This window comes from Pseudomonas frederiksbergensis (genome assembly GCF_000802155.2).
Classification (GTDB): Bacteria; Pseudomonadota; Gammaproteobacteria; order Pseudomonadales; family Pseudomonadaceae; genus Aquipseudomonas; species Aquipseudomonas frederiksbergensis_A.
Map to the genome: position 1 here is coordinate 59661 of NZ_JQGJ02000003.1, position 25048 is coordinate 84708.

General features: G+C 55.6%; 20 protein-coding genes and 1 tRNA gene. 14 read left to right on the forward strand and 7 right to left on the reverse strand.

The genetic code is table 11. The features are described from left to right. Window position 1 precedes the first annotated feature (1 nt). From JZ00_RS06275 to JZ00_RS06300, 7 genes are all read left to right on the forward strand, one after another. A tRNA-Ile gene (locus JZ00_RS06275) sits at window positions 2-78 on the forward strand. Window positions 79-204: 126 nt separating this feature from the next. After that, window positions 205-1263 carry a site-specific integrase gene (locus tag JZ00_RS06280; protein ID WP_039590751.1) on the forward strand — a complete coding sequence of 353 codons (1059 nt, stop codon included), beginning with the start codon at window positions 205-207 and terminating at the stop codon, window positions 1261-1263. Between the two features lie 489 nt (window positions 1264-1752). Then, window positions 1753-2658 (forward strand): hypothetical protein, encoded by a 906-nt coding sequence (locus JZ00_RS30760; RefSeq protein WP_152668407.1) that lies wholly within the window; start codon window positions 1753-1755, stop codon window positions 2656-2658. Beyond that, window positions 2655-3389: a P-type DNA transfer protein VirB5 gene (gene virB5 / locus JZ00_RS06285; RefSeq protein WP_039590749.1), complete on the forward strand. Its 735-nt coding sequence runs from the start codon at window positions 2655-2657 to the stop codon at window positions 3387-3389. The genes JZ00_RS30760 and virB5 overlap by 4 nt, the downstream gene beginning before the upstream one ends. 10 nt (window positions 3390-3399) lie before the next feature. Continuing rightward, on the forward strand, window positions 3400-3834 hold the full coding sequence (locus JZ00_RS29705; RefSeq protein ID WP_052742285.1) for a hypothetical protein: 435 nt from the start codon (window positions 3400-3402) through the stop codon (window positions 3832-3834). Further along, window positions 3831-4088 (forward strand): EexN family lipoprotein, encoded by a 258-nt coding sequence (locus tag JZ00_RS06295; protein WP_039590748.1) that lies wholly within the window; start codon window positions 3831-3833, stop codon window positions 4086-4088. The genes JZ00_RS29705 and JZ00_RS06295 overlap by 4 nt, the downstream gene beginning before the upstream one ends. A 4-nt stretch (window positions 4089-4092) precedes the next feature. After that, window positions 4093-5145: a TrbL/VirB6 family protein gene (locus JZ00_RS06300; protein WP_039590747.1), complete on the forward strand. Its 1053-nt coding sequence runs from the start codon at window positions 4093-4095 to the stop codon at window positions 5143-5145. Between the two features lie 257 nt (window positions 5146-5402). Here the strand turns inward: JZ00_RS06300 and JZ00_RS29970 are convergent, their stop codons facing one another. Then, window positions 5403-5597 (reverse strand): antitoxin VbhA family protein, encoded by a 195-nt coding sequence (locus JZ00_RS29970; protein ID WP_082112049.1) that lies wholly within the window; start codon window positions 5595-5597, stop codon window positions 5403-5405. Between the two features lie 221 nt (window positions 5598-5818). On the opposite strand from JZ00_RS29970, the gene JZ00_RS06305 reads away from it, so the two are divergent. The 4 genes from JZ00_RS06305 to JZ00_RS06320 all read left to right on the forward strand — a co-directional run bounded on the left by JZ00_RS06305 (window position 5819) and on the right by JZ00_RS06320 (window position 11749). Continuing rightward, window positions 5819-6340 carry a hypothetical protein gene (locus JZ00_RS06305; protein ID WP_039590746.1) on the forward strand — a complete coding sequence of 174 codons (522 nt, stop codon included), beginning with the start codon at window positions 5819-5821 and terminating at the stop codon, window positions 6338-6340. A 23-nt stretch (window positions 6341-6363) separates the two neighbouring features. Continuing rightward, window positions 6364-6576, forward strand: coding sequence for a hypothetical protein (locus tag JZ00_RS06310; RefSeq protein ID WP_039590745.1), 213 nt, complete (start codon window positions 6364-6366; stop codon window positions 6574-6576). Window positions 6577-8024: 1448 nt separating this feature from the next. Next, window positions 8025-10082 (forward strand): hypothetical protein, encoded by a 2058-nt coding sequence (locus JZ00_RS06315; RefSeq protein WP_152668408.1) that lies wholly within the window; start codon window positions 8025-8027, stop codon window positions 10080-10082. Between the two features lie 77 nt (window positions 10083-10159). Further along, window positions 10160-11749 carry a hypothetical protein gene (locus JZ00_RS06320; RefSeq protein WP_046509285.1) on the forward strand — a complete coding sequence of 530 codons (1590 nt, stop codon included), beginning with the start codon at window positions 10160-10162 and terminating at the stop codon, window positions 11747-11749. A gap of 487 nt (window positions 11750-12236) precedes the next feature. Here the strand turns inward: JZ00_RS06320 and JZ00_RS06325 are convergent, their stop codons facing one another. Beyond that, complete coding sequence (locus JZ00_RS06325; RefSeq protein ID WP_039590742.1) at window positions 12237-13598, reverse strand: protein kinase domain-containing protein; 1362 nt, start codon at window positions 13596-13598, stop codon at window positions 12237-12239. Between the two features lie 332 nt (window positions 13599-13930). Between JZ00_RS06325 and JZ00_RS06330 the strand changes: the two genes are divergently transcribed. Next, window positions 13931-15022: a hypothetical protein gene (locus tag JZ00_RS06330; protein WP_039590741.1), complete on the forward strand. Its 1092-nt coding sequence runs from the start codon at window positions 13931-13933 to the stop codon at window positions 15020-15022. Between the two features lie 317 nt (window positions 15023-15339). Here the strand turns inward: JZ00_RS06330 and JZ00_RS06335 are convergent, their stop codons facing one another. The 5 genes from JZ00_RS06335 to JZ00_RS06355 form a co-directional block, all read right to left on the reverse strand. After that, a complete protein-coding gene (locus JZ00_RS06335) occupies window positions 15340-20706 on the reverse strand; it encodes an NACHT domain-containing protein (protein WP_039590740.1) in 5367 nt (1788 codons plus the stop codon). Window positions 20707-21120: 414 nt separating this feature from the next. Next, complete coding sequence (locus tag JZ00_RS06340) at window positions 21121-21594, reverse strand: DoxX family protein (protein WP_039590739.1); 474 nt, start codon at window positions 21592-21594, stop codon at window positions 21121-21123. 26 nt (window positions 21595-21620) lie between these two features. Further along, window positions 21621-22376, reverse strand: coding sequence for an HvfC/BufC N-terminal domain-containing protein (locus tag JZ00_RS06345; RefSeq protein WP_039590736.1), 756 nt, complete (start codon window positions 22374-22376; stop codon window positions 21621-21623). Further along, a complete protein-coding gene (bufB, locus tag JZ00_RS06350) occupies window positions 22373-23227 on the reverse strand; it encodes an MNIO family bufferin maturase (RefSeq protein ID WP_039590734.1) in 855 nt (284 codons plus the stop codon). The genes JZ00_RS06345 and bufB overlap by 4 nt, the downstream gene beginning before the upstream one ends. 26 nt (window positions 23228-23253) lie before the next feature. Further along, a complete protein-coding gene (locus JZ00_RS06355; protein ID WP_039590731.1) occupies window positions 23254-23526 on the reverse strand; it encodes a BufA1 family periplasmic bufferin-type metallophore in 273 nt (90 codons plus the stop codon). Window positions 23527-23755: 229 nt separating this feature from the next. Here JZ00_RS06355 and JZ00_RS06360 point away from each other — a divergent pair, with 229 nt between their 5' ends. Both JZ00_RS06360 and JZ00_RS06365 read left to right on the forward strand, forming a co-directional pair. Further along, on the forward strand, window positions 23756-24328 hold the full coding sequence (locus JZ00_RS06360; RefSeq protein ID WP_039590729.1) for a sigma-70 family RNA polymerase sigma factor: 573 nt from the start codon (window positions 23756-23758) through the stop codon (window positions 24326-24328). Further along, complete coding sequence (locus JZ00_RS06365) at window positions 24325-24966, forward strand: DUF1109 domain-containing protein (protein ID WP_039590727.1); 642 nt, start codon at window positions 24325-24327, stop codon at window positions 24964-24966. The genes JZ00_RS06360 and JZ00_RS06365 overlap by 4 nt, the downstream gene beginning before the upstream one ends. The last annotated feature ends 82 nt before the right edge of the window (window positions 24967-25048 follow it).

Below are 25048 nucleotides of genomic sequence, written 5' to 3' on the forward strand. Positions count from 1 at the left end.
AGGGCCCATAGCTCAGTTGGTTAGAGCAGAGGACTCATAATCCTTTGGTCCACGGTTCGAGTCCGTGTGGGCCCACCAACTCCAAAGCCGCGCATTGCGCGGCTTTCGCGTTTCTGGCGGAACCATCACAGATACAGTCCTATGGTCCAAAGGTACAAATTAGGTACAGTGCGGCTTCGCTTGCACGCCTTTGGAGTCCTTCAGATGGCCACAATCGTTAAAACCCCTGCCGGCACCTGGAAGGCCGTCATCCGCAAAACCGGATGGCCGACCAACGCCAAAACCTTCCGCACCAAACGCGACGCCGAGGACTGGTCACGACGCACCGAAGACGAAATGGTGCGCGGCGTGTACATCCAGCGCAGCGGCTCCGAGCGACTGACGCTCGAAAAGGCGCTCCAGCAATACCTACGTGAAGTGAGCCCTACCAAGAAGCCTACAACGCAGAGAGCGGAAGCAACCAAGGCGCAGCAACTGATACGGCACCTAGGAAAGTATTCCCTGGCAGCGTTATCGTCTGAAGTGATCGCCAACTATCGCGACACCCGGTTGGGCTCACTCACCAATCGAGGCAATCCTACGAGCAACAACACCGTACGTTTGGAGCTGGCTTTGCTGAGCCATCTGTTCACGGTAGCGATTCAAGAGTGGGGCCTTGGTTTGACCTTCAACCCAGTGCTCAACATTCGTAAGCCGAGCCCTGGCGAAGGTCGCGACCGTCGCCTATCCCGTGAGGAGGAACGACGACTACTGGCAGCCGTGAATAACCACAGCAACCCCATGCTTGGGTGGATCGTCCGTATCGCTCTGGAAACGGGAATGCGCTCTTCGGAAATCACAGGCCTACGTCGCCACCAAATCGATCTCAAAAGACGCGTGGTCCGCCTCTCAGATACCAAGAACGACAGCGCACGTACTGTTCCTCTAAGCAGGCTGGCAACGGTGACTTTCCAGGCCGCACTTGAGAACCCTACCCGGCCACAGAATTGCGATCTTGTATTCTTCGGCGAACCTGGGAAAGACGGAAAACGACGTCCCTATGCGTTTACCAAAATCTGGGGAGTGCTCAAAAAGAAGTTCGGAATGCCTGACTTGCGCTTTCACGACTTACGACATGAGGCGGTTAGTCGATTCGTTGAGGGAGGACTTTCTGATCAGGAAGTGTCAGCTATCAGTGGGCATAAATCCATGCAAATGCTGAAACGCTACACACATCTCCGGGCTGAAGATCTGGTAGGCCGACTAGATCGGATAAAAAATTAAAAACCGCATGAAAAATTTCTATCTAGACGACCGCATCAATAAATTTCGCAACTAGCTGATATGCAAATAATTAAACCCACCCGGCAAGTAACAAAAAACCAAAACAATATATTTTGGCAAACACAAATATCTATTCTTGGAAATTGCCAATAGATCAAAATGGTCAAGGGATTGACGTTGTTGCATTTGACCAAACAAACAACAACCAGAAGAATACGTCCACTTACCCATAACTTAGGTGGACTTACACATGACAACGGAAGAATACATGCTCGAGCGATTTGGCCCGCTTATGAGCATCGCGGATATTGCTTCGCTATTGGGACGTTCTCCAGATGGAGTTCGAGTAGCTCTTTACTCAAATACTGATGTGTCCCGAAAACTACATCCCACGATGATGAGGGTGGGACGCCGAGTCTATTTCCGCACTCTACAGGTTAAAGATGCCCTTGCACTGGATAGCGACAGCACTTCCCAGGAAACGCATCAATGAAACAGGACGATCGCAAAGAGCCGCAACCAAGCTCGGCGATCAGAGTAAAACGCCGTGCGTATTCGTCGGTCCCCGACGACATTTTGACTGACAGACGCTTGAGCTGGAGAGCCCGTATTGTCCTGTCATGGATGCTTGGGCGCAGTCCTGAATTTGAGTTGCGAATCGGCCCTATACGTAGACTATTCGGACTTAGCGAGCAGCAGTGGTCGAAGGTTCGCTGGGAACTGCAAAATACAGGCTACTTCCAGCAAGAGCGTGTACAGGGCGAACATGGGAAATTCGTATGGTTCCACGTAGTCACCGACACTCCAGAGATTCCATCCCCTACAAAACCAGGGGATGGTTCTCCACAGGCTGGTGGACCAGAGGGTGGCAAGCCATCGCATGGAGGAACTGGGGATATACCAACTAGACGTTCTACCAATTACGAAAGAACCAAAAAGATAAATACCACTACAACAGATACGGCGAATTCAAACACCAATCGCGAATCGCTGATATGGCCTCGCCTATCAGAGCCCGAGAAAAACGCTATTGCAGATTTGCTAGCAGGAATACCTCAGAAAAGGGCGCAAGAATTGCTCGACGAACTTGCGAGTGCATTGGAAGCGCAAAGCATCAGAACAAGCCCTAGCAGATGGTTTAGAGCTGTGGTTTCTCGATGCAAGAAAGGTGAGTTCAACCCAGCGGGAGCACTAGCCATTGCAGCCAAGCGCAATGCCTCAACCACTTCAGGTTCTGCCAAGCCAATCAAGGCAGTGCCAGGCTCACCTCATAGTGCTCAATGTCATATGCAGGAGATCAAAGCGTTGCTCGGAATAAGGGGTTCATCTTCTACGGATCGGGGGGAAAGCGTGAGCACCGTTTTTCCACCTCAACAAAAAGAGTGGCAACCATGAAGGATTTCTCTATCTCTCTTACTTTCGTCGTTGGCATCACCATGTTGCCGGCCGCCTACGCTCAAATTCCCGTAACGGTGACAACCCAGGCAAGTGACTCGCCGATGACCATGGCCGAATTTTCTGCCAACACAGCGCGCTGGGCACAGCAAGTCGAGCAGATGACTTCGCAAATTGACCAGATGAAGCAGCAATACCAGTCGATCACCGGATCGCGCGGCCTAGGCACCATCATGAATAACCCGGCTCTTCGCGATTACTTGCCGCAAGACTGGCAGCAGGTTTACGACTCAGTACAGAGTGGCGGCTATGCCGGCTTGAGTGGAAGGGCGGCTCAGATCTACAACGACAGAAAAGTCTACGACGCCTGCTCGCAGTTCATGACAACCCAACAGAGAACTTCATGCCAAGCCCAGGCGGTAAAACCTTCGCAAGACAAGGCTTTCGCCTTGGACGCTTACGACGCAGCCAAAGGCCGCTTGAGGCAGATCGATCAGTTGATGGGGAAGATCAACGACACCCCAGATCCCAAGGCTATCGCAGAGCTACAAGGTCGGATTTCGGCCGAGCAAGCGATGATTCAAAACGAGCAAACCAAGCTTCAGATGTACCAGATGGTGGCCGAAGCAGAGGACCGCTTGCAGAGGCAACAACAGCGAGAAATCAATGCACAGCTCGTCGATAAGCGCGGGTATTCGAGATTGCAAAGCTTCAACCCACTTGACCAGTAAGGTGAATGCAATGCCAATTTTTTATGTTCTTTCCATTGCCGTCGCGAGCTTTTACGCGAGCTTGATTATCAGCTTTTGGCTGGCCGTGCGCCGCTTCGGAAAACTCAAGGCCGCCTATCGCATGGAGTGGCATGTTTTCAATTTCGACGTGATTGGAACCTTCTGGGCCTCACTGGTTATTTTCTGGGCTGCTTATGACTGGCTTGACCTGCCCACCAGAGGATTCGAAAGCTGGGAGTGCTGCTTCTATGCGGTCATTTCAAGTATCGCAGCGGTGGGTATGGGCTACTTCAACGGTCGCGAACGATTCACCAACCCCACTCATGCCGGAATAGCTGAATCCGCACTCCGATTTCTTGCAGCTCGACACATCATTACGGCAGCTGAAGTAGCGCATGCCCTGCGCACGATGCCGCTGCCCATTACATGGGAAGTGAAGAAATGAAAAAGCTCTCCTTCGTTCTCGCGGTCACAGTCATCCTAGCCGGCTGTGGCGAAAGCACGCCCGTTCAAACCGTTGACTGGTACAAGAATCACGATGCGGAGCGTAAAGGCATGATCGTCAAGTGTGAGGAAAACCCGGGCGAACTGGCTGCGACGCCGAACTGTATCAACGCCAAAACCGCGGCCAATCACCTAGCGGTCGATAAACGGGACTACCCCAAGCTGGTCCCATCCAATCCACTGAAAGGAGGTTAACGATATGGAATGGACTGTATTTCAGTGGATCGGCGGAAGCCTGGACGCGATGCTGAATACCTTCGTCTCGCAAACGGCATCGAATGTGATTTTGGGTTTCCAGTTGACGATACTTACCTGCGTCACTCTCTACATCACGTTGACAGGCTATGCGATCAGCTCCGGCGCGATGGAAGCGCCTTTTCCAACGTTCCTCAAACAATGCATAAAAATCAGCATCATTGCGGCTTTTTGCATGACGGTAGATTCCTATACAGCAACGGCTGTATCGGCGATCCACGGATTAGAAAGCGGCCTAGCCGACATCGTGTCCACATCGAATGCGCACTCCACCAATATCTATCAGGTGCTGGACGAATCGACGAACAAAGGGCTCAACGTTGCTTATGACATGCTCGGCAAAGCGGCAAAACGGGAGTTCTATGAACTGGGACAGATGTTCTGGGATGCCCTAAACGCGCTTCTGATGGCGGTGGCCGTGTTTCTGATCCATCTACCGGCCGCAGCAACCATAATTCTGGCCAAGCTTGGCCTGGGCGTGCTGCTAGGGATAGGGCCGATATTCATCGCTGCACTCATGTTCCCCGTCACTGCCCAGTGGTTCGACCGATGGTTTCAGCAAGTGCTTTCATTCGCTCTGGAGATCGCCATCGCGATGGTCGTAGTCACTGTCGGCGTTACTCTCTTCAAACACCTTTTTGATCAGGTGATTGTCGTAGGCGATGACAATCCCATTACCTCTTTTTTCCAGATCCTGGCGACAGCCCTCCTCATCTTCTTTGCACTTAAGAAAACGAGCGGGCTGGGCTCATCCTTGGCCGGAGGTATTTCGTTCGGAGCCGTCACCTTCCGCAACATGGCTGATGCCGTTGGGAATGTTGTCAATCCGAAAACGACGCGGCGTGATATGCAGTCCGGGATGATGGTCACAGCAGGTCGCACCAACCACATGGTGGCAGGCAATACAGTTTGGAATCCGGCCTACCGTCAGCACGTCTTGCAAAACCTTGGGAAGAACTGGGGCCCCGCAACGGGTGGCTCCGTTAAAGGTAATTGAAGTCATTACCGCTGCGCGCCCTACGGGCTTACCCAAAGGGGCGCTGCCCCTCTGGACACCTGCCCTCGCCGGGAGGCAGGGGTGCAGAGGGGCAGCGCCCCTGCATCCCTGCCCTGAGGGTATGAGCACTCCATCAGCATCAAGGGTACGCTTCGCCGGCATCCTCGCCCGGTCCACTCGCGACGCTCGCGGCTGCGGCCTCCGGTCCCGCCCTTGACGCCGATTCCGACGCACGATCAACATCCACACTACAGTTCCTAGCCTGCCCCATCGCGACGTTTCACGAACTCAGTCAAATCAATTTCTCCATTGATGAAACACCTTGCGTGTTTCTCGTCGTCCTTGCTGAGCTGGAAGCCCTCTAAACCAACGGATGAACGTGCGTAGTTAACCGCTTTCTCTCTACGCCGCCGTTCAGCATCAGAGATTTGGGGATGATGATTTTTGTCCATCTGCCGTCCCTACCTTCAAATCCAGATGCTGTGAATTCTACTCTTTACCTATTAAAAATTTCGTCATGACGAAATTTTCGGGGAGCGGATAAACGCGGCTCTTGCTGTCCTCGAGGCAGATAGTCATCAGGGCAAACTCCAAGATGCGAGCTAATCTAGATTCGCAAACGAATGGATGCCCATGCAGGGCTGCAATTCTCGAAATAGACTTAGGACCCGCCATGCAGAAAAATTTCAGCGCCACCCCACCCATTGCTTTTGCTGCTAAAAATTGTCAGCTCATTGCCACCGTGCCAAATGGAGTAGAGGAGTACTGGTCAGCCGACATCAAGGCAGTGCGCCATGGTGTTCTGAATAAAATTTTTACGGATGTTCTATTCATCGAGAAACCGGGAGAGCTGGCTTTCCTGGCGGGCATCGAATCCCAGGATGGCGTTGATCGCCATATCCGACCAGATGCGGCGCTGAAACAAGCTGAGTTCATCAGCTTCTTGCGCTCGGAGAACGACCGTAACAGCGCTGCACTCGGGATTCTTGCAAGAGTTTTCCACGGACACGACTACGCCGTTGTGGGGAAGGCTACTGCAGCGTACATGGCTGCCAGGTCACTATCCCACGCTTTTGGCGTGGGTTACGTCGATCAGTACGGCGACTACCAGACCATACAGATCGTTCCAGGTGACGACTCCGGGTTCGATGGTAACGCGTACCTTCCTTTCGATCAGTTGGGGGAAAACTCGTGACATCATCAGCGGACTCACTCGTGATGCGCGACAAAGCCACTGCACTGCGAAATCAAATGGTTGACGTAATGGAGCGTTTTGCAAACGAGAATCCCGGCATTCCCGCGCAGGTATTGATGGCAGGACTTGGAGAATTAGTCGTCCAATTTTCGGTTAGCCAGGTTGGCCCAGGAATGACCATTCGGTTCCTGGATGACTTGAGAGAGGCGGTGCAAAGATTGGGTCAGGCACATTAAATGATGTCCTGTTCGAGCCCCTTGGGATAACGAAGGGTGTGTTGGGGTGGCCGTCTCTAATGCTCTCTGGGTTTAATCGGCGTCAAGGGCGGAACCGGAGGCCGCAGCCCGGAGCGAAGCCCCGGGACCGGGCGAGGATTCCGGCGAAGCGAACCCTTGACGCTGAAGCAGCGTTATTACCCTCATTGCAGGGGTGCAGGGAGCTCTTTCCCCTGCACCCCTGCCTCCCGGCGAGGGCAGGAGTCCAGAGGGGCTGCGCCCCTTTGGGTAAGCCCGCAGGCGCGCGCAATGTAGCCTCCCTGTCTTTTCAAACCTACATGCCCATCTCGATAGCCATGTCATCGTATTTCAGTTCGGAAGGGCTCAGAACCTTCGTCATGACGAAGAATTACGTGGGTGTGTGGGCTAGTGCAGGATAGGCAAACGCCGGCATTGTGTGCCACACAACGCTCGCCCAGGCTCCGAGTACGATATTTGATATCAACATATTCCTCTGGCCCCTTCCCAGTGATTCGCACGGAAGCTGTCGAAACCTTAGTCATGATTAAAAACTACGGCTGATGGGCTAGTGCAGGATAGGCAAGACGCCGTAACTTCGTCATACAGGCTCATTTCGACGTGAGTGAGCAAAACCGATGTCCCTCATTAGCGACGAAAATTTCGTCATGACGAAATTTCACACCATGTAGACGCTATGGAGGGCTAAGGCAGGATAGGCCAAACACTGGAACACTGTGCGCACAACACCGTACGGACGATCCAGAAGAATCGAATATGATTCACCAGTCGCAGTCAGGACCAACTTGACAGTCGTTTGCATCGGATTAGACCAACACACCGAATGACCTCGACCGGCAGAGGTCGGCCAACAGCTGCCAGTCACGAGAGACCTTTTTCGACCGATTCTGTTGAAAAAGTCGACCACCGTTTCCACGGCAGAAAAGTACGCGCCTGAGATTGAAGTCTTTATTTTGAGCAGAGGGCTTCGGGCTCAGATTTCACGTAGCAGCGCGCAAGAAGGGCGTTTTCAGCAGTCAGTACGCAGGCAGCCTGGAGAAACCGACTTTTTCAACACAATCGACCCATAGCGGATGTTCATTCTCAGATCGCTGACATCTGCTTTGCAGCAGGAGCGGCCTCTCACCTATTCAAACTAGACGCCTGTAAACTCCCGTTTAACGCTTGGCTTGACTAGACGGAGCCGGATCGCAGCGTGGATTGCCGCTCAATGAAGGGCTATAAGACATCATGTACCTCGCGTTCCCTGCTCCAGAATTTGCACTTCCAGGGGTAACGTTTTCACGAGATATCGTCCTCTAGCCGCTTGAAACGAACGCACGACGAATTTGTTTGGCCATCGAAAAGGGAGGTTTGGTTTGGCGACAAGAGCTGGCTCTCATGCGGGACGTGGGTTCCGATATCAAGATGCGGTTGCGGCAAGCCTTGCCGTGGAAGGCTTTGTCGGCCAGTTTGGGTACGGCAGCATCGTTCCTGAAGGGGGCGACGATCTTGAGCTCCGGACGGCCAGCGCTAGGACGCTCGCGCAGGTCAAGTCACGACGCGACCACATGGGCCCGTTTTCAGCTCGCTCAGTAGCGGGCTTCGTCATGAAAATGTGGGATGGAAAAGGGCTTCAACCTGACGACCAATTTTTGCTGGTGCTCGAAAGCAATGTTGGTGAACGCCGCGCTGCCATCCGCCAGTTGCAGGACCTTTCCGCCTATCCGACCGTAGTAGTTGAGCTGAAGGGACGCAAGGGGCTGGCTGGCCTCATTGCGCGAACCAAGGTGCTTGTGCTACCCGACCCTCGCGGAAGCGCAGTAGCCCAGATTTCGGCCAAACAGGCCTGCACGTTCTTCGAAGCCGAGATGTACTTCGCGGACCTCTTAGGCGTAGTGGGGCATCTTTCTGATGAGAACGGAACACGCGCTGCGAACGCCTATCTCGGGCTTGCCTTGTCTGATATTCAGCGGCGGTTCGACGCGCTACAGCCGCTTATGACATCAGCGGTAGTCGAGGCAGCGCTAACCGAGGGGTTTTGTTCAGCTGTGGATTTCCTGACGCCCGATGAGGATCCGCTGTTCTACCTGGGTGTCGATGCGCAGGCATCGCACGTAGCCGCAGGACTCGTTGTGGAACGCCCTGAGCTCCGTGCAGCCGTTCTAGAAGGACTGGAGAGCCGCAGAAACGCGCTCATTCACGGCGTTTCCGGCTCAGGAAAGTCAGCAGTCCTTTGGGAAGCCGCGTACGCCAGTCGCCACGCAGTGCGTTGGTTTCAGGTTCAGCGCCTGCCGCCGGCTGCCATTGCGTCACTTGTCCAACTTGCGCGCTCCAGACGAGCGACTGCAGATGCCCCCGTCGGCTTCATTATCGATGACGTGGGCCGAGGGTTCTCGGAGGGTTGGACCGCGTTGACTGCGGAGGTAAATCGCACTCCCGGGCTGCTGCTCTTGGCATCTGTACGAGAGGAAGATCGCTACCCACTGGTAGATAGCCGTCGTGCTGCCCAGGTCAAGGTTCAGGGCGACGACACTCTGGCTGAACGAGTGTGGCGAGAGCTGAGGGATAGAGGGCAAACCGCTTGGCAAGGATGGCGAGAACCTTGGAGTCTAGCGGCTGGCCACCTGCTTGAGTACACCCACGTGCTTACCCAGGGGCATCGATTGAGCGAGACGCTGCACGCGCAGGTTGCGGCGCGTATTAACGACGTCACTCGACACGACGAGCTGGATGTCTTGAGAACGGTGGTTTGTGTGAACGCAGCGGGTTGCAGTGCCGAGGTGTCAGAGCTGCCTCGCGTCTTGTCCAAGCCCGCGACCACGGTCTCGCTCGCGCTGACCAGACTCAAGGATGAGCACCTAGTTCAAGACGCACATGACGGCAGGATGGTGGGGCTGCATGAGTTGAGATCTGCAGAGCTCCTTCGCCTGTCTCATGAGTTCCCACCGCCCTTGTTGTCGACTACGGCCGCAACTGCGGTTTGGCTGGTGCCGGCATCCGAGATGTCTCGGTTCCTCGAGCGCACTCTATCTAGGCACGAGGGATGCGATGATGAAGTAATTGAAGGTCTGGCGCTTAGATTGAAGGCAGCACCGACACCGGCGCTCCTCAGCGCGATTCTGACGGGGCTGGACCGTACGAACGCGCATCGGGTGATCAGACTATGGCTCCAGACCGCCGAAGCACAAGCGATGGCGAAGTCGTTGCAGGGAATGCCTGCTGGACTCGCGATTGGCGACATCGAACCACCGGATATCGGTCCGACGGTACCTGCATCCCGACGCTTCACTGAAATCAGGACTGACGTTATCGCTTCAGGTTTGACCGCTCGCTTTTTGGCTCGATTAGCTCCAAGCGATCTGCGCCGCGTGCTCCAGGCGGCGAGCAGCGTGGGAGACTTGACCCGGCTCATGGCTTCGCTACTCGGTCAAGTCATCCCGACTTCGCACTTGGGTGAGCTGACCACTTTCCCCCCCCGCTCGTCGACGCGGACTTTCAAGCGGTAGTTTCGCTACTCCAAGTCACGGCAAGGGTCGACAGGGCGCTGGCGATCAGCTGGGTCAATGCAGTAGGGCAAGACGCGTTGTTCCAGCGCTTCTCCGACAATGTGGCCTGGGCTGAGGCACCGAGTCTGAGCCCTTGTGAGGAAGGTCAGGAGGTTCGCTCAGACATCTGGTTTGTAGCAACCTCGGTGCAGACCGACCTTAACCACGACGTGTATCAGACTTGTGAGGCCTTGCTGGCGCTGACACCTGCAGCAGATATTGTGTCCAGCGACGCGCTCGGATCTGACGGGGCCATCGTCCCGTCCACAGTCGAAGACTACCCGCTTGCGCGCAAACGCATGCCCAGGGCGAACGTTCCCGCGCCCGAGCAGGTCGCCCGCAATCGTGCTTGGCTGGCCATACTCAACACGTACTTGGCTACTGAGAGTTACACCGCCTATCTAGCGCAATGCTTGGATCTGCTCAATCTGCTCGTCCCTAACCTCAGAGCGCTTCTTGACGGGCAGTTCAGAGGGAAGACAGATGCCACGGCGCTCAACGCCTTGGGGCGCGTATACGAAGCAGCTATCGGCTTGGTGGCGCCACAGGAGGAGCCGCTAGCTGCTAGGGTCCAGAGGTGGTCGAGGCTGCCATCGATTCTGTCCAGTTGCTCCACGGATCTCGTCCGGAGGTTTCTTGCGCTACCGCAGGGTGCCCCGGCCTACATGGGCTGGCTTAGCGATATACAGAAGAGTATCGCTACTGCGGCGTCAGAGGAGTCATGGGATGTGTTGTCAATCGAGGCTCCCAAAGAGTTGGATGAGCTACGGCGCCTTGTGGAAATGGTGCAGACGATGGCCGGTGAGTCTGAGAAAAGAGGGCGGCATCCGTTTCTCACCCACCGTTCTCGGACGGCACCAAAGGGGAGTGCGCTTGGCAAGGCGGCACTCGCCACGCGTCGATATCGCGAAGCCGAGCTCAATAACTTGGAAGGTAGGCTAAGGACCGAGCTGACCGCCATTAGCCCTGGCATCGGCGTTCATCTGCTGGCTGAGGCCACCATTCCCGAGGTGTGGCCGCCTGCGGATGTGCTGGTCACCTTGCCTGTGAACACCGATGGAACAGACGTGGACTTGGCGAGTGGCTGGCCAGCCTGGCGTGCTCTCGTTGAAGACGGGCGCAAGATTTGCGTCCTGCCTGTCATGAATAGGCTCGGATTGACGAGCCTCGCTACATCTGGCTTCGACAGGCTGTTCCCGGTTCTACCTCATGAACTGGCGCAACCCTGGTGCGCCGCCGCAGGACTCGAGGCAGCTCCGCTGGATTCGCTAAACGCATTTACTCGTCTCACCAACCCGTTGGCAGAGCTCCAGGGCATTGATGCGTACTGGTGCAGCAAGGGAACCAGGACGCCCGAGGAGGAACGCATCTATCGGGCGGTCTCCGAGACTCTCGACGAAGCGAGGGAGGCGTGGAGCAACTTGGCGCTCACGGATGACATCAAGGGGGCTGGCCTGCAGCTCCTTGATGTCGCTCTTCAAGGCGAGTTCCCGATTGCGAATGCCGCCGCAAGGCTGCTGCACGGCGAGCGGACCCAGACTATCGATGTCATCGAGTCATTCGTCCTAGGGCTTACCTTGTTCGACTGTCAGCGCACAGGTGAGCGCAGTGCACAAACTCGGCAATGACAATGATCTACACCTACATGCTCAAGGTGGGGTGGTGGCGCGACGAAGCCCTTTGGATCCCTGCCCAGGACTGATCTGCTGCAAAGCAGCCATCGCTGAACTTCCGCCTTACCGCCTAAAGTGCACTGGAGGACTGCTCCTGGCCGATTCTGTTGAAAAAGTCGGCTATGGTTTCCACGGCAGAAAAGTACGCGTTTGAGATTGAAATCTTTACTTTGAGCAGAGGATTCCGGGCTCAGATTTCGCATAGCTGCGTGCAAAAAAGGCGTTTCAGCAGTCAGTATGAGGGCATTCTGGAAGGACCGACTTTTTCAACACAATCGGCCGATAGCTGTCGGCCGCAAGCGGCAGCTTCTGAGCCAGAGCTGCCCCGCGCTGCTGGCAGCTATAGGTCAGAAATAGACACTCAACATTGGTTAGTACGTGCACGCGATCTGATCAGGCTGCGGGTTCGTGGTATCGCCCATGGGAATCCGCTCTCGCGGAGCTAAGGCAGTTGCACTGCAGCGTTCATGAGAAACGTGACCATGAGAGCACTGTCATAAGGCTCGCTCGCCCTGGTGCCGTCTGATAGGTAAAAATCCGCTGTCGTTCCATCCGCGCCTCCGTAAATAATTAGCTCCGACGGAGGAACTCGGCCAGTTTGATCCTCAATCCGAGCAACAAATCGGACGGCGTTGATGCCATTAGCCGGGAAGAAGCGAGTATTGAGGACTGTCTTTTGGAAAAAGACATTTGATACAGGAGCGTCCGACTCGTGCTCGGCGACCTGATTAACAAGCGCCTCCTGTGACTGACCGGATCGTTGCGTTGCATCAAACCATTCGCGGAAAAGGGCAGACGTCGGCAGACCGTTATGCAGCTCATCAATGCCCTGGAGAAAGTCAGCATGGATGGCGCAAACGAATTGTGCTGCAAAAGCTCTCCGCTGCTGGTACTCAATCTCCCTCCGTGCCTCTTTACGCAGCATGGCCGCGGTTAACTCATCATTGCTCAAGAAAGCTTCTCCGGTTGTTGGCGTGATCAATTGCCGAAGATTCGTGGCGAACTGTGCAAGCGTTGGTCTTTCTGCTGAACGAATGTTACAGGTCTGAGCGATCAAGACCATCGCATGATGGATTTTCGGAATTGTCGGAAACAGGAGCGCTAGGTCGAACTCCTCTTGAAACCAGACCGGTCCCGGAAAAACTACATGCCTCTGACCATTCACCATGGCCCAGAATACTTTTCCTAGGCTGAACACGTCGCCTTTTTCATCTACATTCGCTACACGCCCTATGCTGTACTCAGGAGGCCGATAGGCCCAGGCCCCGATAGCTCGATGAGTTGGGGTTAGCCTCTCGTCCTCAGCAAGGTACGCGCATCCGAAGTCGCTAAGGGCTAGCGAGATCTCGCTATCACGTCGCTTGTAGAGCAAATTTTCGGGTTTGATGTCTCGATGGTGAACGGGCTGAGGTCGGTTCGCGAGTTGAGCAAGTGTTTCGACGATGGGCAGCAGCGCTTTTGCAGCTTTCTCGGGTTGAGCTTGGTATTCATCGATGACTTCCGCGAGATTACCCTCGAGCAGCTCCATGACGATTTCGATCTCTCCAGCACGCTTCCGCACGTCCACGATAGGTACAACCGCTAATTTAGGGTTTCCGGCCATCCCAGCTAGCAGCTGTGCTTCTCGGGCGAACCGAGCAACCGGTTCTTTCGAAGCGTTAGGTTTAAGACGTTTGATAGCATAGGTGCCGTCCGTCCAAACATGGGCGTTACCACCGTCGCCTTTGTGCTTCCACGTTAACGGTATCGAGTCGTGGTTTGGCTTCCAAGGTGGGCCGCCGGCATCTATTTCCTTGATTTCCATTACTTATTTCCATGACTAGGGATCCAACGAGAGCGGTACGATTTCACAAATAGTCTCCATTGTCTGCTCTGGCCGATTGCGCCCATTGCGAACGGCAACTTGGGTCGACTTCTGACAGACAGGGCTACCTAGTGCACAGGTCAAATCCGACGCAAACGAACGGTCAGGTCAAATGAAAATGAGTAGGCAAGTGACACGCAAATGGGTATCAGGTGGAGTGCAATTGCCCAGCCCCTCACCAAGGAGCAAAAGTGTAGGTGGACTAGTGCAGGATAGGCATACCACCGGTAAAGTACCCGCGTATTAAGCTGTTGCCTAGGAGGGAAACTGCTATGCAAAGCCAGGCTCGTTGGCAACTGTTCAATATCGACTCGTTGATTGAGGAGCTCCAGGGCGAAGCGCCTGATGGTAAGACCCTCGATTTGTATGTCGCCTCATTGGCCTTCAAAAACTTCGACTTTGTTATGCGGCGACTGCCCTTCGTGTTTGAAAGCGTGACCTACAACCCGAATGTCTGGCAGACGCTTGTGCAAGCAGCGCCGCTAAAATTCCGAATACGCGACACATTAGAGGAGGTGCTGGTATTTGTTCAGACCGAACACTGCGGCTGCCTACGAACTTATCGCTTTAAACGACAGCGGGGTTTAACCGCCGATGAAATCGTTGCCAACGGATGGGTGACGCTACCCACAACCCGAGCCCTCTATGACCAGCTCGATACGCCAGCAGCCAGATCGCTGCATGACGCGTGGCACGCATGGAGGACCCAAACCACACAAGAACCGACAGCCTTAGCTGAGGGCCGCTTCCAGAACACGTCGGTTACCCGCTCATTAATCTTCTCCGGGGTAGGTGGGTGTGTAGCTTGTGCAGCCCCGGCCGTCGCTTCTGCACGTACAACCCTAGGAACTAATGCAGGCAGAGGGGTACTCATCCAATTGCCCCTCTGTGCGGTTCATATGGAGTCTGCACGGCAGCAACCTAGCGTGATGCGATTTCTCGAGTCTTTGTTTTCAATGTCACTGAATCTTCCCGACGTTGAGCGCGCAGAGGCAATCCCCGATGAGCTAATTCCTCATATACACGCGCTGGTCGCCGAGGGGCTTAATGGCGAGGTGGGAGAAGCAGAAAAGCGACGACGTGGCTGGCACTTAAGAATTCCACTAACTGGAGGATGGCATTGGTTGCTACGGCTGAACACCCTAATGGACTATGCGTACATGCTGTACCAGCCCGGCGTATCTAAAGAAGTATATCGGGCCGATTCTGCACCGGATCACCCCGATCTGCCGTTCTTTCCAGACCATGAGCATTCCAAACCTTACAAAAAAAGCGACACGACAGCACCCAGCTTCTTATATGGAAATCCGCTTTTTGATCTTAAACGCTTATGCGATGTGGAGAGGGAGCTTCGAAATGGATAATGATGCGAAACATGATCATACCACCGGGCCCCGGCCGATTCAGCACTGGCAGCTGGAGGTTTAAGGTTGTATATAAGGACTGCTACTAGCTTTTCCAGGCTGGTATCTATCTGACATAAAGCTCCGGGCCACCAAGTGTGGCCAGAGCTAGACTCGTTAGTTCGCGGGCATAACCGCTCAAACTGGTGAACTCGGTGTTCAGGTAGGTGCGACATAGCTTCATTAGATTTATTCCAATGAGCTATTCACCGTGCATAGGTTGGCATTCCTACGTAGCAATATGGTCACCGACTATAACCGCCCCCACATGGATCAACTCAAACTACCTCAGCGAGGCACACTCCGCGAAACGACTCGCTTTGCTGCAAGGCGGCACTGCGGCGATCACCAAGGTCGACCAGTGCATCAAGCACCTGCAGCAGCTTACGAGCTAGGGGGGCAGGCAGCGGATGCAAGCGATCAGCATGCGCCTGCACCAGAGCCGCAATCGCGGCCGGTATCGAACTACCCTTCCAACCCGCGGGCAGGCGTCCGTCAACGATCTGCGACAGAATTTGGTCAGCAAACGTGTCGGCTTGGTAGGCAGCACCGGAACGCTCGCATAGGGTGACGAACTGGCGCGTGACGTAGGGGTTCCAGCCAGCGGCACGCACCATACGGTCGATCAACGGCATGACTTTCAAAAGATCATTCCAATTACCGTTAGCGAATCGAGTAGCCCCGGGGGCACGCTCAACGACCACGAAGAGAAGTGATTTGATCAACTCTGGCAGGTCGAATCCACCAATGCGCCCATCGCTATATCGCGAGCGGAGGTCATAAACCTCTAGCGTTCGTTCGAGCACAGCCTGCAGCAAATGTAGCGTGTCATCCCGGATCTCCTGCGCATCGAGAACTTCACTGCAAACCAGCGATACAGTGAAAGGGGCGAGCAATCGCATTGCAATTTCATCGGGCTGCTCAAGGATCGGCCGTAGAAGCCTCCGCAAGGTCTCGTCGCCAGAGAGATGGGGAACAACGCTTGCCAACATATTTCCCAACTGATCCTTCCACCTATAGAGGTTTGCGTCGCCACGCTCGCGCCCCCGGCGCCTTTCCGTTCGCCATGCCGGGTTGATCGTGTCTAGCGTCCAGCTGACAAACGCCTCAAGGGCATCTACATAATGCACTCGATACGAGCTCGCCATGACCGCCCCCACCGGGATGTTCTTTAGGACATTCGCGGCGTATTGGCTATCCCAAAGATCATCGGTGCTTGCCCAACCGTCTTCCTCGTCCTCATCAAAAACCGACGAACTCTCGGCATCCGAGGCAATCTGCCGCCAAGAAGGCAAGGGGCGTACCCAAACAGGCAATGGCCCTTGCTCGCTGTACTCATCGAGCGCAGCTGCTAGTGCAGTGACTCGGCGATCTATTTCCATTTGCCGCCTCGCATCGGTGTCGAGCTGGTACATGTCTCGCCTCCTTACGAGTTGTGCCAACCGCAGCCCGAGGTTTAGACCGCACCAGGCAAAGCGTGCATCGCTCCCCCAACAGCTGGCAACTTCTTCGAGCGCAACTAAGGAAATCGAGTCGAGGGGATGGGTGATTAGAAGATAGAGCTCCTCGCGGTCATCAGGATGTTCGCTGCCCGACTTAATACGCGCGGCCAATGCACGCGCCACAAAGATCTTCGGGTGCCAAGGAATCACGGATCTGGCAAATATGTCGTCGACCTCCTCACGCATGAGGCAAAAACTCTCTACCGTGGAGTCAGCCCAGGCCCTATGCTCGCCCGCATCGGAAAAGCAAATTACGGCCGCAGCGGTTCCTGCAATTGCTCCTTCGGTGAGCCCGCTGCCGGGCATCAGCGAAATTGATCGTCCTGCCGCAGCCGCTTCAATCAGTTCCACTGCACGCTCGACCGCTTCATCCGCCGAAAATCCAGGCTCCCATTGACGCGAGCTGAAGCACTTCTCCACCCACAGCCACAACTCCATCTCGCGCCCCACCTGCGCATGACGCTGTAGAGCCGCTTGCACTTCAGGAGCTGCATGCCGGGGACTACTCATAGAAATCTGGACCGCATCACTGCGGCCGGGAATCGGCTCAGCTTTGTAGTTTTCGCTATGGCCCAGTTCAGACCAAAGCTCCGCCGTACGCTGAAGCTCAGCCACATGCTCGGGGTCCTGCGCTTCTTCCTGAGAGGCGAACTCCAACTTCTTCGGAAAATCGTCTAGTGCCTCACGACATGCATCTCGCAGTGTCACATCACCACCAAGAACGAAGAGCGGCACTAAGTCGCGCAGCTCCAAAGAGCGCGATGGCATCTGCATGTTGTCAGCAACAGCTTGTCGATGCGTTGCATCAACGCTTCCCTTCTCAAAGCCGATCAGTCCGGCACTCTGCAATTGGTGCTCTTGAACCTTGCGCTGCAAGTCGAGCCGACACAGCCGGAGGCTCCTTATCAGCGCCAGCGTAGTAGGCGAAGCTTCCTTGGCTCGCAGAGCGAGGTGCACTGCAATACCCAGAACGCCAATACTGTTGTGCCCATACAGGATCTGTCGCAACACATCTTCCAGCGGGCGACCGGCATCGAGCTGAGCAATGGCCCAACGCTCCAGCGCCATAAGCGCACACTCCACCACCTGCGGTCCACCATGGCCACGGAACCAAGCGTAATGCTGGTCACTGCCCCAAAACTCGTGCCTTCCCCAAGGAAACTCCAGTACGAGCGGTAAAGGTGTATTACTGCGATGCCAGTGCCTATGCAACTGACTCCATGCCGTGGTGGCGTGGTTAACCAGATCGCGGATCAGCGCGAGCGACACTTCTGGATCGCGCATCAGCAACGAATGAAACGGTTCGCGCAGAGGCGACGCAGGGAAGTAGCCCTGATGATCAGCGCCGATCGATAACCGATCCCAGTCGTGATGGGAGAAAGAGTGCCCTAGGAAGGGGCTCGAGATCTCTAGCTCGTCGAATCGAGTCCGTTTCTCTGGTGGAATCGCTTCGACTTCTTTGCGCCGGCGGCTCTGCTGGATCGCTTCGCGGCGCCACCTCTCCAACGTGGCATCGGGCAGCTCCTCCAAAAACCATTGGCAGGCAACTCTCGCTAGCTGTGCCGGGTGTGTTTCTGCCAACACCGGCGCGTAGGTCATGAGCTCGCGGAAAGCACTGTCGGACCAGCGTTCAACTGTCTCAACCCTAGCAAGATAATCGGCCACTACATCCGGGTAGGCCCGTGCCGCGCGCAAGATCAACGCCCGCAGCTCAGTCTGTAATTCTCGGGGGGCGCGCGGCGCAGAATTGCTCGTCGGCTTGCTGTACCTGCCCCGGCGCTCCACCTCGTCATCCTCAATCGCATTCAACCAGGCTGCACACTGCGTGACGATGCGCTGCGACACTGCGTTTGGGTAGTCCGCGCAAGCAGTCTGCCAAGTTTCGAACAGTGTGACGAGATCGCTTAAGTATGCATCCGGGATCGAATCGATCTCTTGGATAACCCATATCAACAAGCGACGCCATGCCCCGAAGTCCGATGGCCACCCTAGCGAATCTGCAATACGAATGCGTGCTGCAGCATCAAGATCGCTCCCAAGGACTCCGGACAACACCATTGGATTAGGCGTCGTCTTCTCGGCCTGCATCCACACCAAAAGTTTCCCGAAGAGCTGATGGGTGTTGGCTGCCAATGCCGCAGCAAACATGTCGACGTGCTCGGCGAAGCGTGGACTGAACACAGGCGATACGAGCCAAGCACGCAACCACTGCGGCCTCACCTGAGCCTGCTCGAGCGCGCGGAGTTCGCGCGACCATTGGTCAGGTATCAGATAAGTGGCCTGCGACAGCAGTTCTACCACCCGCGCCAATGCAGGCGGTTCACCAGCCGCGGTCAAGGCATCGATCCAGTCATCTCCCTGATCCAACAACAGGTGGAGAAACGACCATTCGAAGAATATGTCGTGACTGAATTGCGCTGTATGCCCCTTACGCACCTGCTGCACCAAGCCGTCCTCCTCTAACGCCGGAAGTACCTCCTGTGTCGCGGGCGAAAGGTCACGTATGCGGATATTGCGCCCCAAATCCGGCGCGCTGCGCTGTGCTAGCTCAATCAGACCCCGCTGCCTCGCTAGCGCCTGGGGCACATGCGCGTCGTAGCCACCGCGAGTCCACCAAGCATCTACGAGATCCACCTCCGACTGAGGCGCGAATCCTGATGGATAGGCCGCCTGGGAAAACCCTCGTGCCAGAACAGCTGCAAAGAACGGGCGTCGTGCCAGTATGCGTACACGCTCATTTCCACCGATGAGGAGGGGCTGCAACGCCGGTAACGAATGCGCGAGAGAGCTAGCCTCTTCGTCCGTCAGGTTCTCCACATCCACATAACCCACACCACTTGCCAGCAGCGCAGGAGGAACCCAGTTGCGCAGAGGCTCGATACCAGCATCGCGCGCGGTAGCGACAACGCGCCAATTAGAAAGCGTCGGATTCGTCAGAAGCTGGCCAAACAAGTCGGTCACAATAGACCTCTGTTCCGGCGCAATACGGTCTAGACCATCGATGAGCAGCAAGGCATGACCGGTGGCCGCAACCTCTATGAGCAACGGCTCAATCGAGGTTGTCGTTAAGCCTATCGCGCGAGCATGCTCCGACCAACTGCGGCTAGAAATCCGGTTAGCCGTGAGGAACAAGGTGGTTCCCTCGGCGGCCAGCTCATGCACAAGATCGCGTAACAGAACTGTCTTTCCGGTACCGGGAAGCCCTTTGATCAGCGTCAGGCGGTGGGCCGCAATTTGATTACTGAGCTGGTCGCGTAGCACCTGACGAGTTAGGTGCGTCCCTCCGATGTCATTGGCCTGTTGATCAAGCCAGTGGCGGGTGCTCTCTCGCAAAATTTGCATGTCGCCGACAAAAGCGGGAGCTCCTGCGAAACGCCAGCCTGCCAACGCGCGCACCAGCGATGCGCGTGTATGCACGGAGCTGCTACCTGCGCCATCGCGAGCAATCTGGCGCAGCAGATCCCACAAATCATTAGCACGTGCCACTTGCCCCGGGGCAAGCGCACGCTGCAGGCTGGCAATTGCCTCGGCTTCGTGCGTCGATCCGACGTGAAGGAAGTCAAATCGGATCAGTACTAAGTGCGAAAAAAGGCGGTGCAACTGATCGTCAGACAGAGGTTTGCCTGTGCTCACAGCAATCATTCGAACCGCCGCGACTACAGCACGGTGAGCGGCTGAGGCACTCCCGCCCTCTTCAAACCGAGGCATGAAGGACGCAGTTGTATCAGAACCACGTGCCCACTCACAGACGGTCGTGAAAGCCCGGGATGTCTCTTCCGCCACAGCACCCGTTATCACCCCAACGCGATCTATGTGCTCGCGAAAGTCGGGCTTTTGTAACGTTTGCCAACTGTGTTGAATAATATCTCGGAAGTCGGTGTTGGTTTCCGCCCCCGAAATAGTGAGCGAACGCTTAACCTGGAGCGACAAGCGCATGACTGTTCCATCCGCCAAGGACGCCGCATCGACGATCACGTCATCGAGTGGCTCGCCAAAGTCAGCCTGCTGCTGTGCAACGCGCTTCACAACCCTACCATCAAGGGCGGCTGCAGTCGTATCACCGACCATGGCCGCCAGGTACTGCGCCGTAACAGCGTCCTCGTAGGTGAATCCAGCACCACCAGTAAGTTCAGGCGAAGTCATGCTTGTCCGTGCCTCTTATAGTCTCGTCCTAAAAGCGCTCTCAAGCATGACCGCCTTTGGAAGCTCTCAACTTGCTAGGGCCAAAGGAGTAAATTTGAACGAGCAGCGAACAATCTTATACGATCAATGTGAGCTAGATCGAAGCCTTAGCCTTCCCTCTTAATGATCGGTACAATCACGGTACAGTACCCAGTTTGAGCAACCTTCTCAAAATTACGCTCAACATCAGTAACGACGGGGCCTCCAGCTATGCCAACCTACGTTCACTTTCGAACGATTTCTCTAGATACAGCAGCTCGCCCAGCAACTCATAATCCTTTGGTCCACGGTTCGAGTCCGTGTGGGCCCACCAAATTGAAAGCCGCGCATTGCGCGGCTTTCGTCGTTTCCGGGGGGCACAAAGTTTCAGGTGGTTCACTTGATGCCAAGTGGCCGATCCAGCGACACCGCACCACCGCCACGGGCGGCGATGAGCAATAGCAAGCCTGCCCAGGAAAGATGGGTTGGCCAGGCATCAGGGTAGACAAACACTTGGATTACCAAAGTCATGCCCAGTAATGCCAATGCGGACAACCGCGAGAACAGGCCAAGCACCAGTAGCAATGGAAAAAAATGCTCACTGTAGGTTGCCAGATGCGCGGCCAGTTCCGGCGTGATTAACGGCAACGAGTATTCCGTGCGAAACAACTCATAGGTACTGGGCGTGACCGTCAAAAAGCCACTGACTTTGGTCCGTCCCGACATCAGGAAAATGGCCGCAATGGCTAGACGGGCAACCAGCACCAACAGCGAATCACCCACTATCAAGCCAAGTCGGTCTGCAATGCGGTTCCAGATACTTCTCAAGGATTGGTCGGCTGTGGACGAAGTTTTTCGTATCGCGTCCATGATGGGCTCCGCTGGGCAAGTGGGTGTTATGGGATGCTTACAGAGGCGAACGCGTCGGCTCTGAACAAGCGGGCAATGAGTTCTGAAAAATCCAGGTCAGGCTGAACTTCAAGGGCCTTTTCTGCGGCCTGTCCAAGCGGTAGGTGTGCCGCGCAGGCATCCAGGAACGTACAATCCGCGACACTGGCGGCTTGCCAACACACTTGGGCTTGCTTGCGCGTCAGAAGCGCTCCTTCGCCGCGCCAGTCGAGTTCATCGGGTATGTCCCGCTCTTCCCGATTGAAACGCCAGAGGGTATAGGCAGGGTTGTCCGGGAACCACGCCCAACGGCAAGCGGCCTTCGGTGTGAGTCGGCTGAGAGCCAAGTCCGCTGGGGATAGATTCGCAAGTTCGCTCGGATCGACGTCGGGCTCATCCGCCGCGCAATGGACCTGGGTCCAAAGCAGATCCAGGCGGGCGACATCGCCCAGATAAGGTAACTCTCGCGCATGTTCAAAAGCATTGAGAAAGTCCGGGAAGCCCGCTCCGTATTGCAGCAACCGGGAATCCGTCGGGGGCGACTGCCGGACATGGACAGTCCCGGCAGCCTTGATCCACTCGGTACCAACCAAGCGCTCGACGGTGGGAAAGTTTGCAACTAATGCGTCCACCGATCCTTTCAACACCGTATTGCGGTACACCAAAAAACCGGGCTGTTCGATCAGCGTCGTCATTTCCGTCGAATTACGTTCATATAACGCATCGATGAATGCATCCTGGAAACTTGCCAGCGAGGTGTTCATATCGTCACTTCCGATACTCGCCGATTCCCAATGTTCAATAACATCTGCGCCCTGGCTCGTTCAGCCAGCAAGACATCGAACCCAGGGATGTTGTCGTCGCGCTCGATCAGGGTCGGACGCATCCCGATCCGTTCGATAACGCGTCGATACAACTGCCAGACATCTTCAGCGATGGGGGCATCGTGCGTGTCTATCAGCAATTGCGTGTTTCCCGGGTCCACCGCGTGGCCTGCCAGATGGATTTCCATGATCGCCTCGGCCGGGAAGGCATCCAGATAACTCGACGCATCAAAGCCCAAGTTATGCGCGCTGATATGGACGTTATTGATATCCAGCAGCAACCCGCAGCCAGTCCTTATGCTCAGTTCGGTCAAGAACTCTATTTCGCTGAATTCATGCCCCGGCAAGCTCAGATAGTGAGTGGGGTTTTCAATGGCGATCGAACGTCCAAGGGCTTCTTGTGTTCGTTGGATATTGCTTGCGATGCGCTGTAACGCCTCGACTGTACGAGGAAATGGCAGCAAGTCGGGATGATATTGGCCACGCCATGCAGACCAGGCCAGATGTTCGGAAATCAGTGCAGGCTGTATCCGGTCGACCAATGCCTTGAAGCGCTTCAGATGGCTTTCGTCCGGTGGGCAATCGGCAGCCAGAGAGAGTGAAACACCGTGCAGCGACAACGGGTGTTGGCTACCAATTGCCTCAAGCCACGCGAGACGGGGGCCACCTTCTACCATGTAGTTTTCCGGATGAACTTCGAACCAGAGCCCCTCGGCAGCGCAATCAAACGCATCAGGGTAATGGTTCGGTTTCAGGCCAAGTCCGGCCCCCATCTGGAATACAGTTTTCATGGTCGGTGAGCCCCTTGGTATTGCGATTACATAGGTGTTAGAGAGCCCATGCCTTTCGGTGTCTTGATGGAGGTGCACGTACCGGCAGGAACGTTTTTCCAGGCATTTGCCTGATAATCCGTCTTCGAGGTGCCAGCACAGGTAGTGCCTGCGCCCGCTTTGCAATCGTTCTTTCCAGCAAGGGAAACGCCGTAGCATTTCTCCATGGCGCCTGCCGCTGCAGGCGTTTCGGCGGCGATGGCACCGGCGGCGAACGACGAGAAGGCAATGGCGAGGGTGGCAAGTTTCAGGTTGTTCATGATTCTCTCCAGAAGATGGGTTGGTCGCCTCATCAGTGCTGGGGCACTGTGTTTGCGATCCAACAAGTAGTTCGATGTCGTTCCGGATTCGGTTACAGCGACCGCAAAATATTTCTCAGGCCAGCAAACATAATTGCCTGTTACCTTACGGCGGGAAGTCGGATGTAAGATTCGCTGCCGCCAGCAGCAGGAACGAGATATTTTCCCTTTCGTGTAACCAGAGCGAACGATGGAACGAACTACGGATAACGATGCTTTGCGCAGCCGAGAACTCCACCTTCAGTCCTTGTTTCTCTCAGGCCTGGATGGAGACGAACGGGCTTATCGCACGTTTTTATCCGAGCTAAGCGGTCATCTTCGCGGTTTTCTACGCTCGAGGCTTCAACAGCGCCCCGGTGAAATCGAGGATTTGCTGCAAGAGGTTTTACTGGCCGTTCATAATGCGCGCCAGACTTACCAGGCAGATCAACCGCTGACGGCATGGGTCTTTGCCATTGCGCGCTACAAACTCATCGACTTTTTCCGTGGGAGGTCACGCCATGACGTGTTCAACGACTCCCTCGACGATGCGGCAGAGCTGTTTGCCGAGCCACATCTTGAACCTGCGCAGGCCAGTCGCGACCTGGGCAAGTTGCTTGAGCAACTGCCTGAACGCCAACGTCTACCTATCGTACGCGTGAAACTGGAAGGGCTGTCTGTTACTGAAGCCGCTCAAACGACGGGCTTATCCGAGTCTGCGGTGAAGATCGGGATACACCGAGGGCTTAAAGCCCTGGCGTTGAGAGTGAGAGGTACACCATGAAGACTGACGATTTGATTTCCCTGCTCGCCGCGGGTGTTGCCCCGGTCGATCGCAGGGCGCCCGCCAAGCGATTCAGCATCGCGGTTCTAGCCGGCCTTCTGGGCGCCATTTTGCTAATGGTCACATTGAAGGGCGTGCGGCCAGACTTGGGCGAGGTCATGGCGACACCCATTTTCTGGGCCAAGATCGCATTTCCCCTCTGCCTGATGATCGGCGCGCTGGGCATGGTCATGAGGCTGGCTAGACCAGGAGCAACCTCAGGGCCCGGCAAGATCCTGATTGTCGCCGCTGTCACGGCGGTGTGGGTCGGCGCTGTCTATGTACTCATGGCGACCGCACCTGATAATCGCGTTGCGATCATTCTGGGCAATACCTGGCGGGTATGCGCGCTCAATATTGCCTTGTTGTCGATTCCGGGATTTGTCGCGGTGTTCTGGGCGCTACGCGGTCTCGCCCCTACCAACCTGACACTTTCAGGCGCCTGCGGCGGACTGCTGGCCGGCTCGATGGCGACGATTGCCTACTCCTTTCATTGCCCCGAGATGCAGGTCACATTTTGGGCAGTGTGGTATTTGTTGGGCATGCTGGTCCCGACGATACTGGGCGCCCTGCTCGGTCGACGCTGGCTGCGCTGGTAGCGGCCCCTTCAGTTTTCCCCCGGGGCCCCAGGGCTACGAAGCCACGCATTCAAATCATCAAATTGCACAGTGTCGACTTACC

Excerpts from the sequence above, each read along its gene's own strand:
- JZ00_RS06280 (WP_039590751.1), top strand. The coding sequence starts at position 205 with ATGGCCACAATCGTTAAAACCCCTGCCGGCACCTGGAAGGCCGTCATC.
- JZ00_RS30760 (WP_152668407.1), top strand. The coding sequence starts at position 1,753 with ATGAAACAGGACGATCGCAAAGAGCCGCAACCAAGCTCGGCGATCAGA.
- virB5 (WP_039590749.1), top strand. The coding sequence starts at position 2,655 with ATGAAGGATTTCTCTATCTCTCTTACTTTCGTCGTTGGCATCACCATG.
- JZ00_RS29705 (WP_052742285.1), top strand. The coding sequence starts at position 3,400 with ATGCCAATTTTTTATGTTCTTTCCATTGCCGTCGCGAGCTTTTACGCG.
- JZ00_RS06295 (WP_039590748.1), top strand. The coding sequence starts at position 3,831 with ATGAAAAAGCTCTCCTTCGTTCTCGCGGTCACAGTCATCCTAGCCGGC.
- JZ00_RS06300 (WP_039590747.1), top strand. The coding sequence starts at position 4,093 with ATGGAATGGACTGTATTTCAGTGGATCGGCGGAAGCCTGGACGCGATG.
- JZ00_RS29970 (WP_082112049.1), bottom strand. The coding sequence starts at position 5,597 with ATGGACAAAAATCATCATCCCCAAATCTCTGATGCTGAACGGCGGCGT.
- JZ00_RS06305 (WP_039590746.1), top strand. The coding sequence starts at position 5,819 with ATGCAGAAAAATTTCAGCGCCACCCCACCCATTGCTTTTGCTGCTAAA.
- JZ00_RS06310 (WP_039590745.1), top strand. The coding sequence starts at position 6,364 with ATGCGCGACAAAGCCACTGCACTGCGAAATCAAATGGTTGACGTAATG.
- JZ00_RS06325 (WP_039590742.1), bottom strand. The coding sequence starts at position 13,598 with ATGGAAATCAAGGAAATAGATGCCGGCGGCCCACCTTGGAAGCCAAAC.
- JZ00_RS06330 (WP_039590741.1), top strand. The coding sequence starts at position 13,931 with ATGCAAAGCCAGGCTCGTTGGCAACTGTTCAATATCGACTCGTTGATT.
- JZ00_RS06335 (WP_039590740.1), bottom strand. The coding sequence starts at position 20,706 with ATGACTTCGCCTGAACTTACTGGTGGTGCTGGATTCACCTACGAGGAC.
- JZ00_RS06340 (WP_039590739.1), bottom strand. The coding sequence starts at position 21,594 with ATGGACGCGATACGAAAAACTTCGTCCACAGCCGACCAATCCTTGAGA.
- JZ00_RS06345 (WP_039590736.1), bottom strand. The coding sequence starts at position 22,376 with ATGAACACCTCGCTGGCAAGTTTCCAGGATGCATTCATCGATGCGTTA.
- bufB (WP_039590734.1), bottom strand. The coding sequence starts at position 23,227 with ATGAAAACTGTATTCCAGATGGGGGCCGGACTTGGCCTGAAACCGAAC.
- JZ00_RS06355 (WP_039590731.1), bottom strand. The coding sequence starts at position 23,526 with ATGAACAACCTGAAACTTGCCACCCTCGCCATTGCCTTCTCGTCGTTC.
- JZ00_RS06360 (WP_039590729.1), top strand. The coding sequence starts at position 23,756 with ATGGAACGAACTACGGATAACGATGCTTTGCGCAGCCGAGAACTCCAC.
- JZ00_RS06365 (WP_039590727.1), top strand. The coding sequence starts at position 24,325 with ATGAAGACTGACGATTTGATTTCCCTGCTCGCCGCGGGTGTTGCCCCG.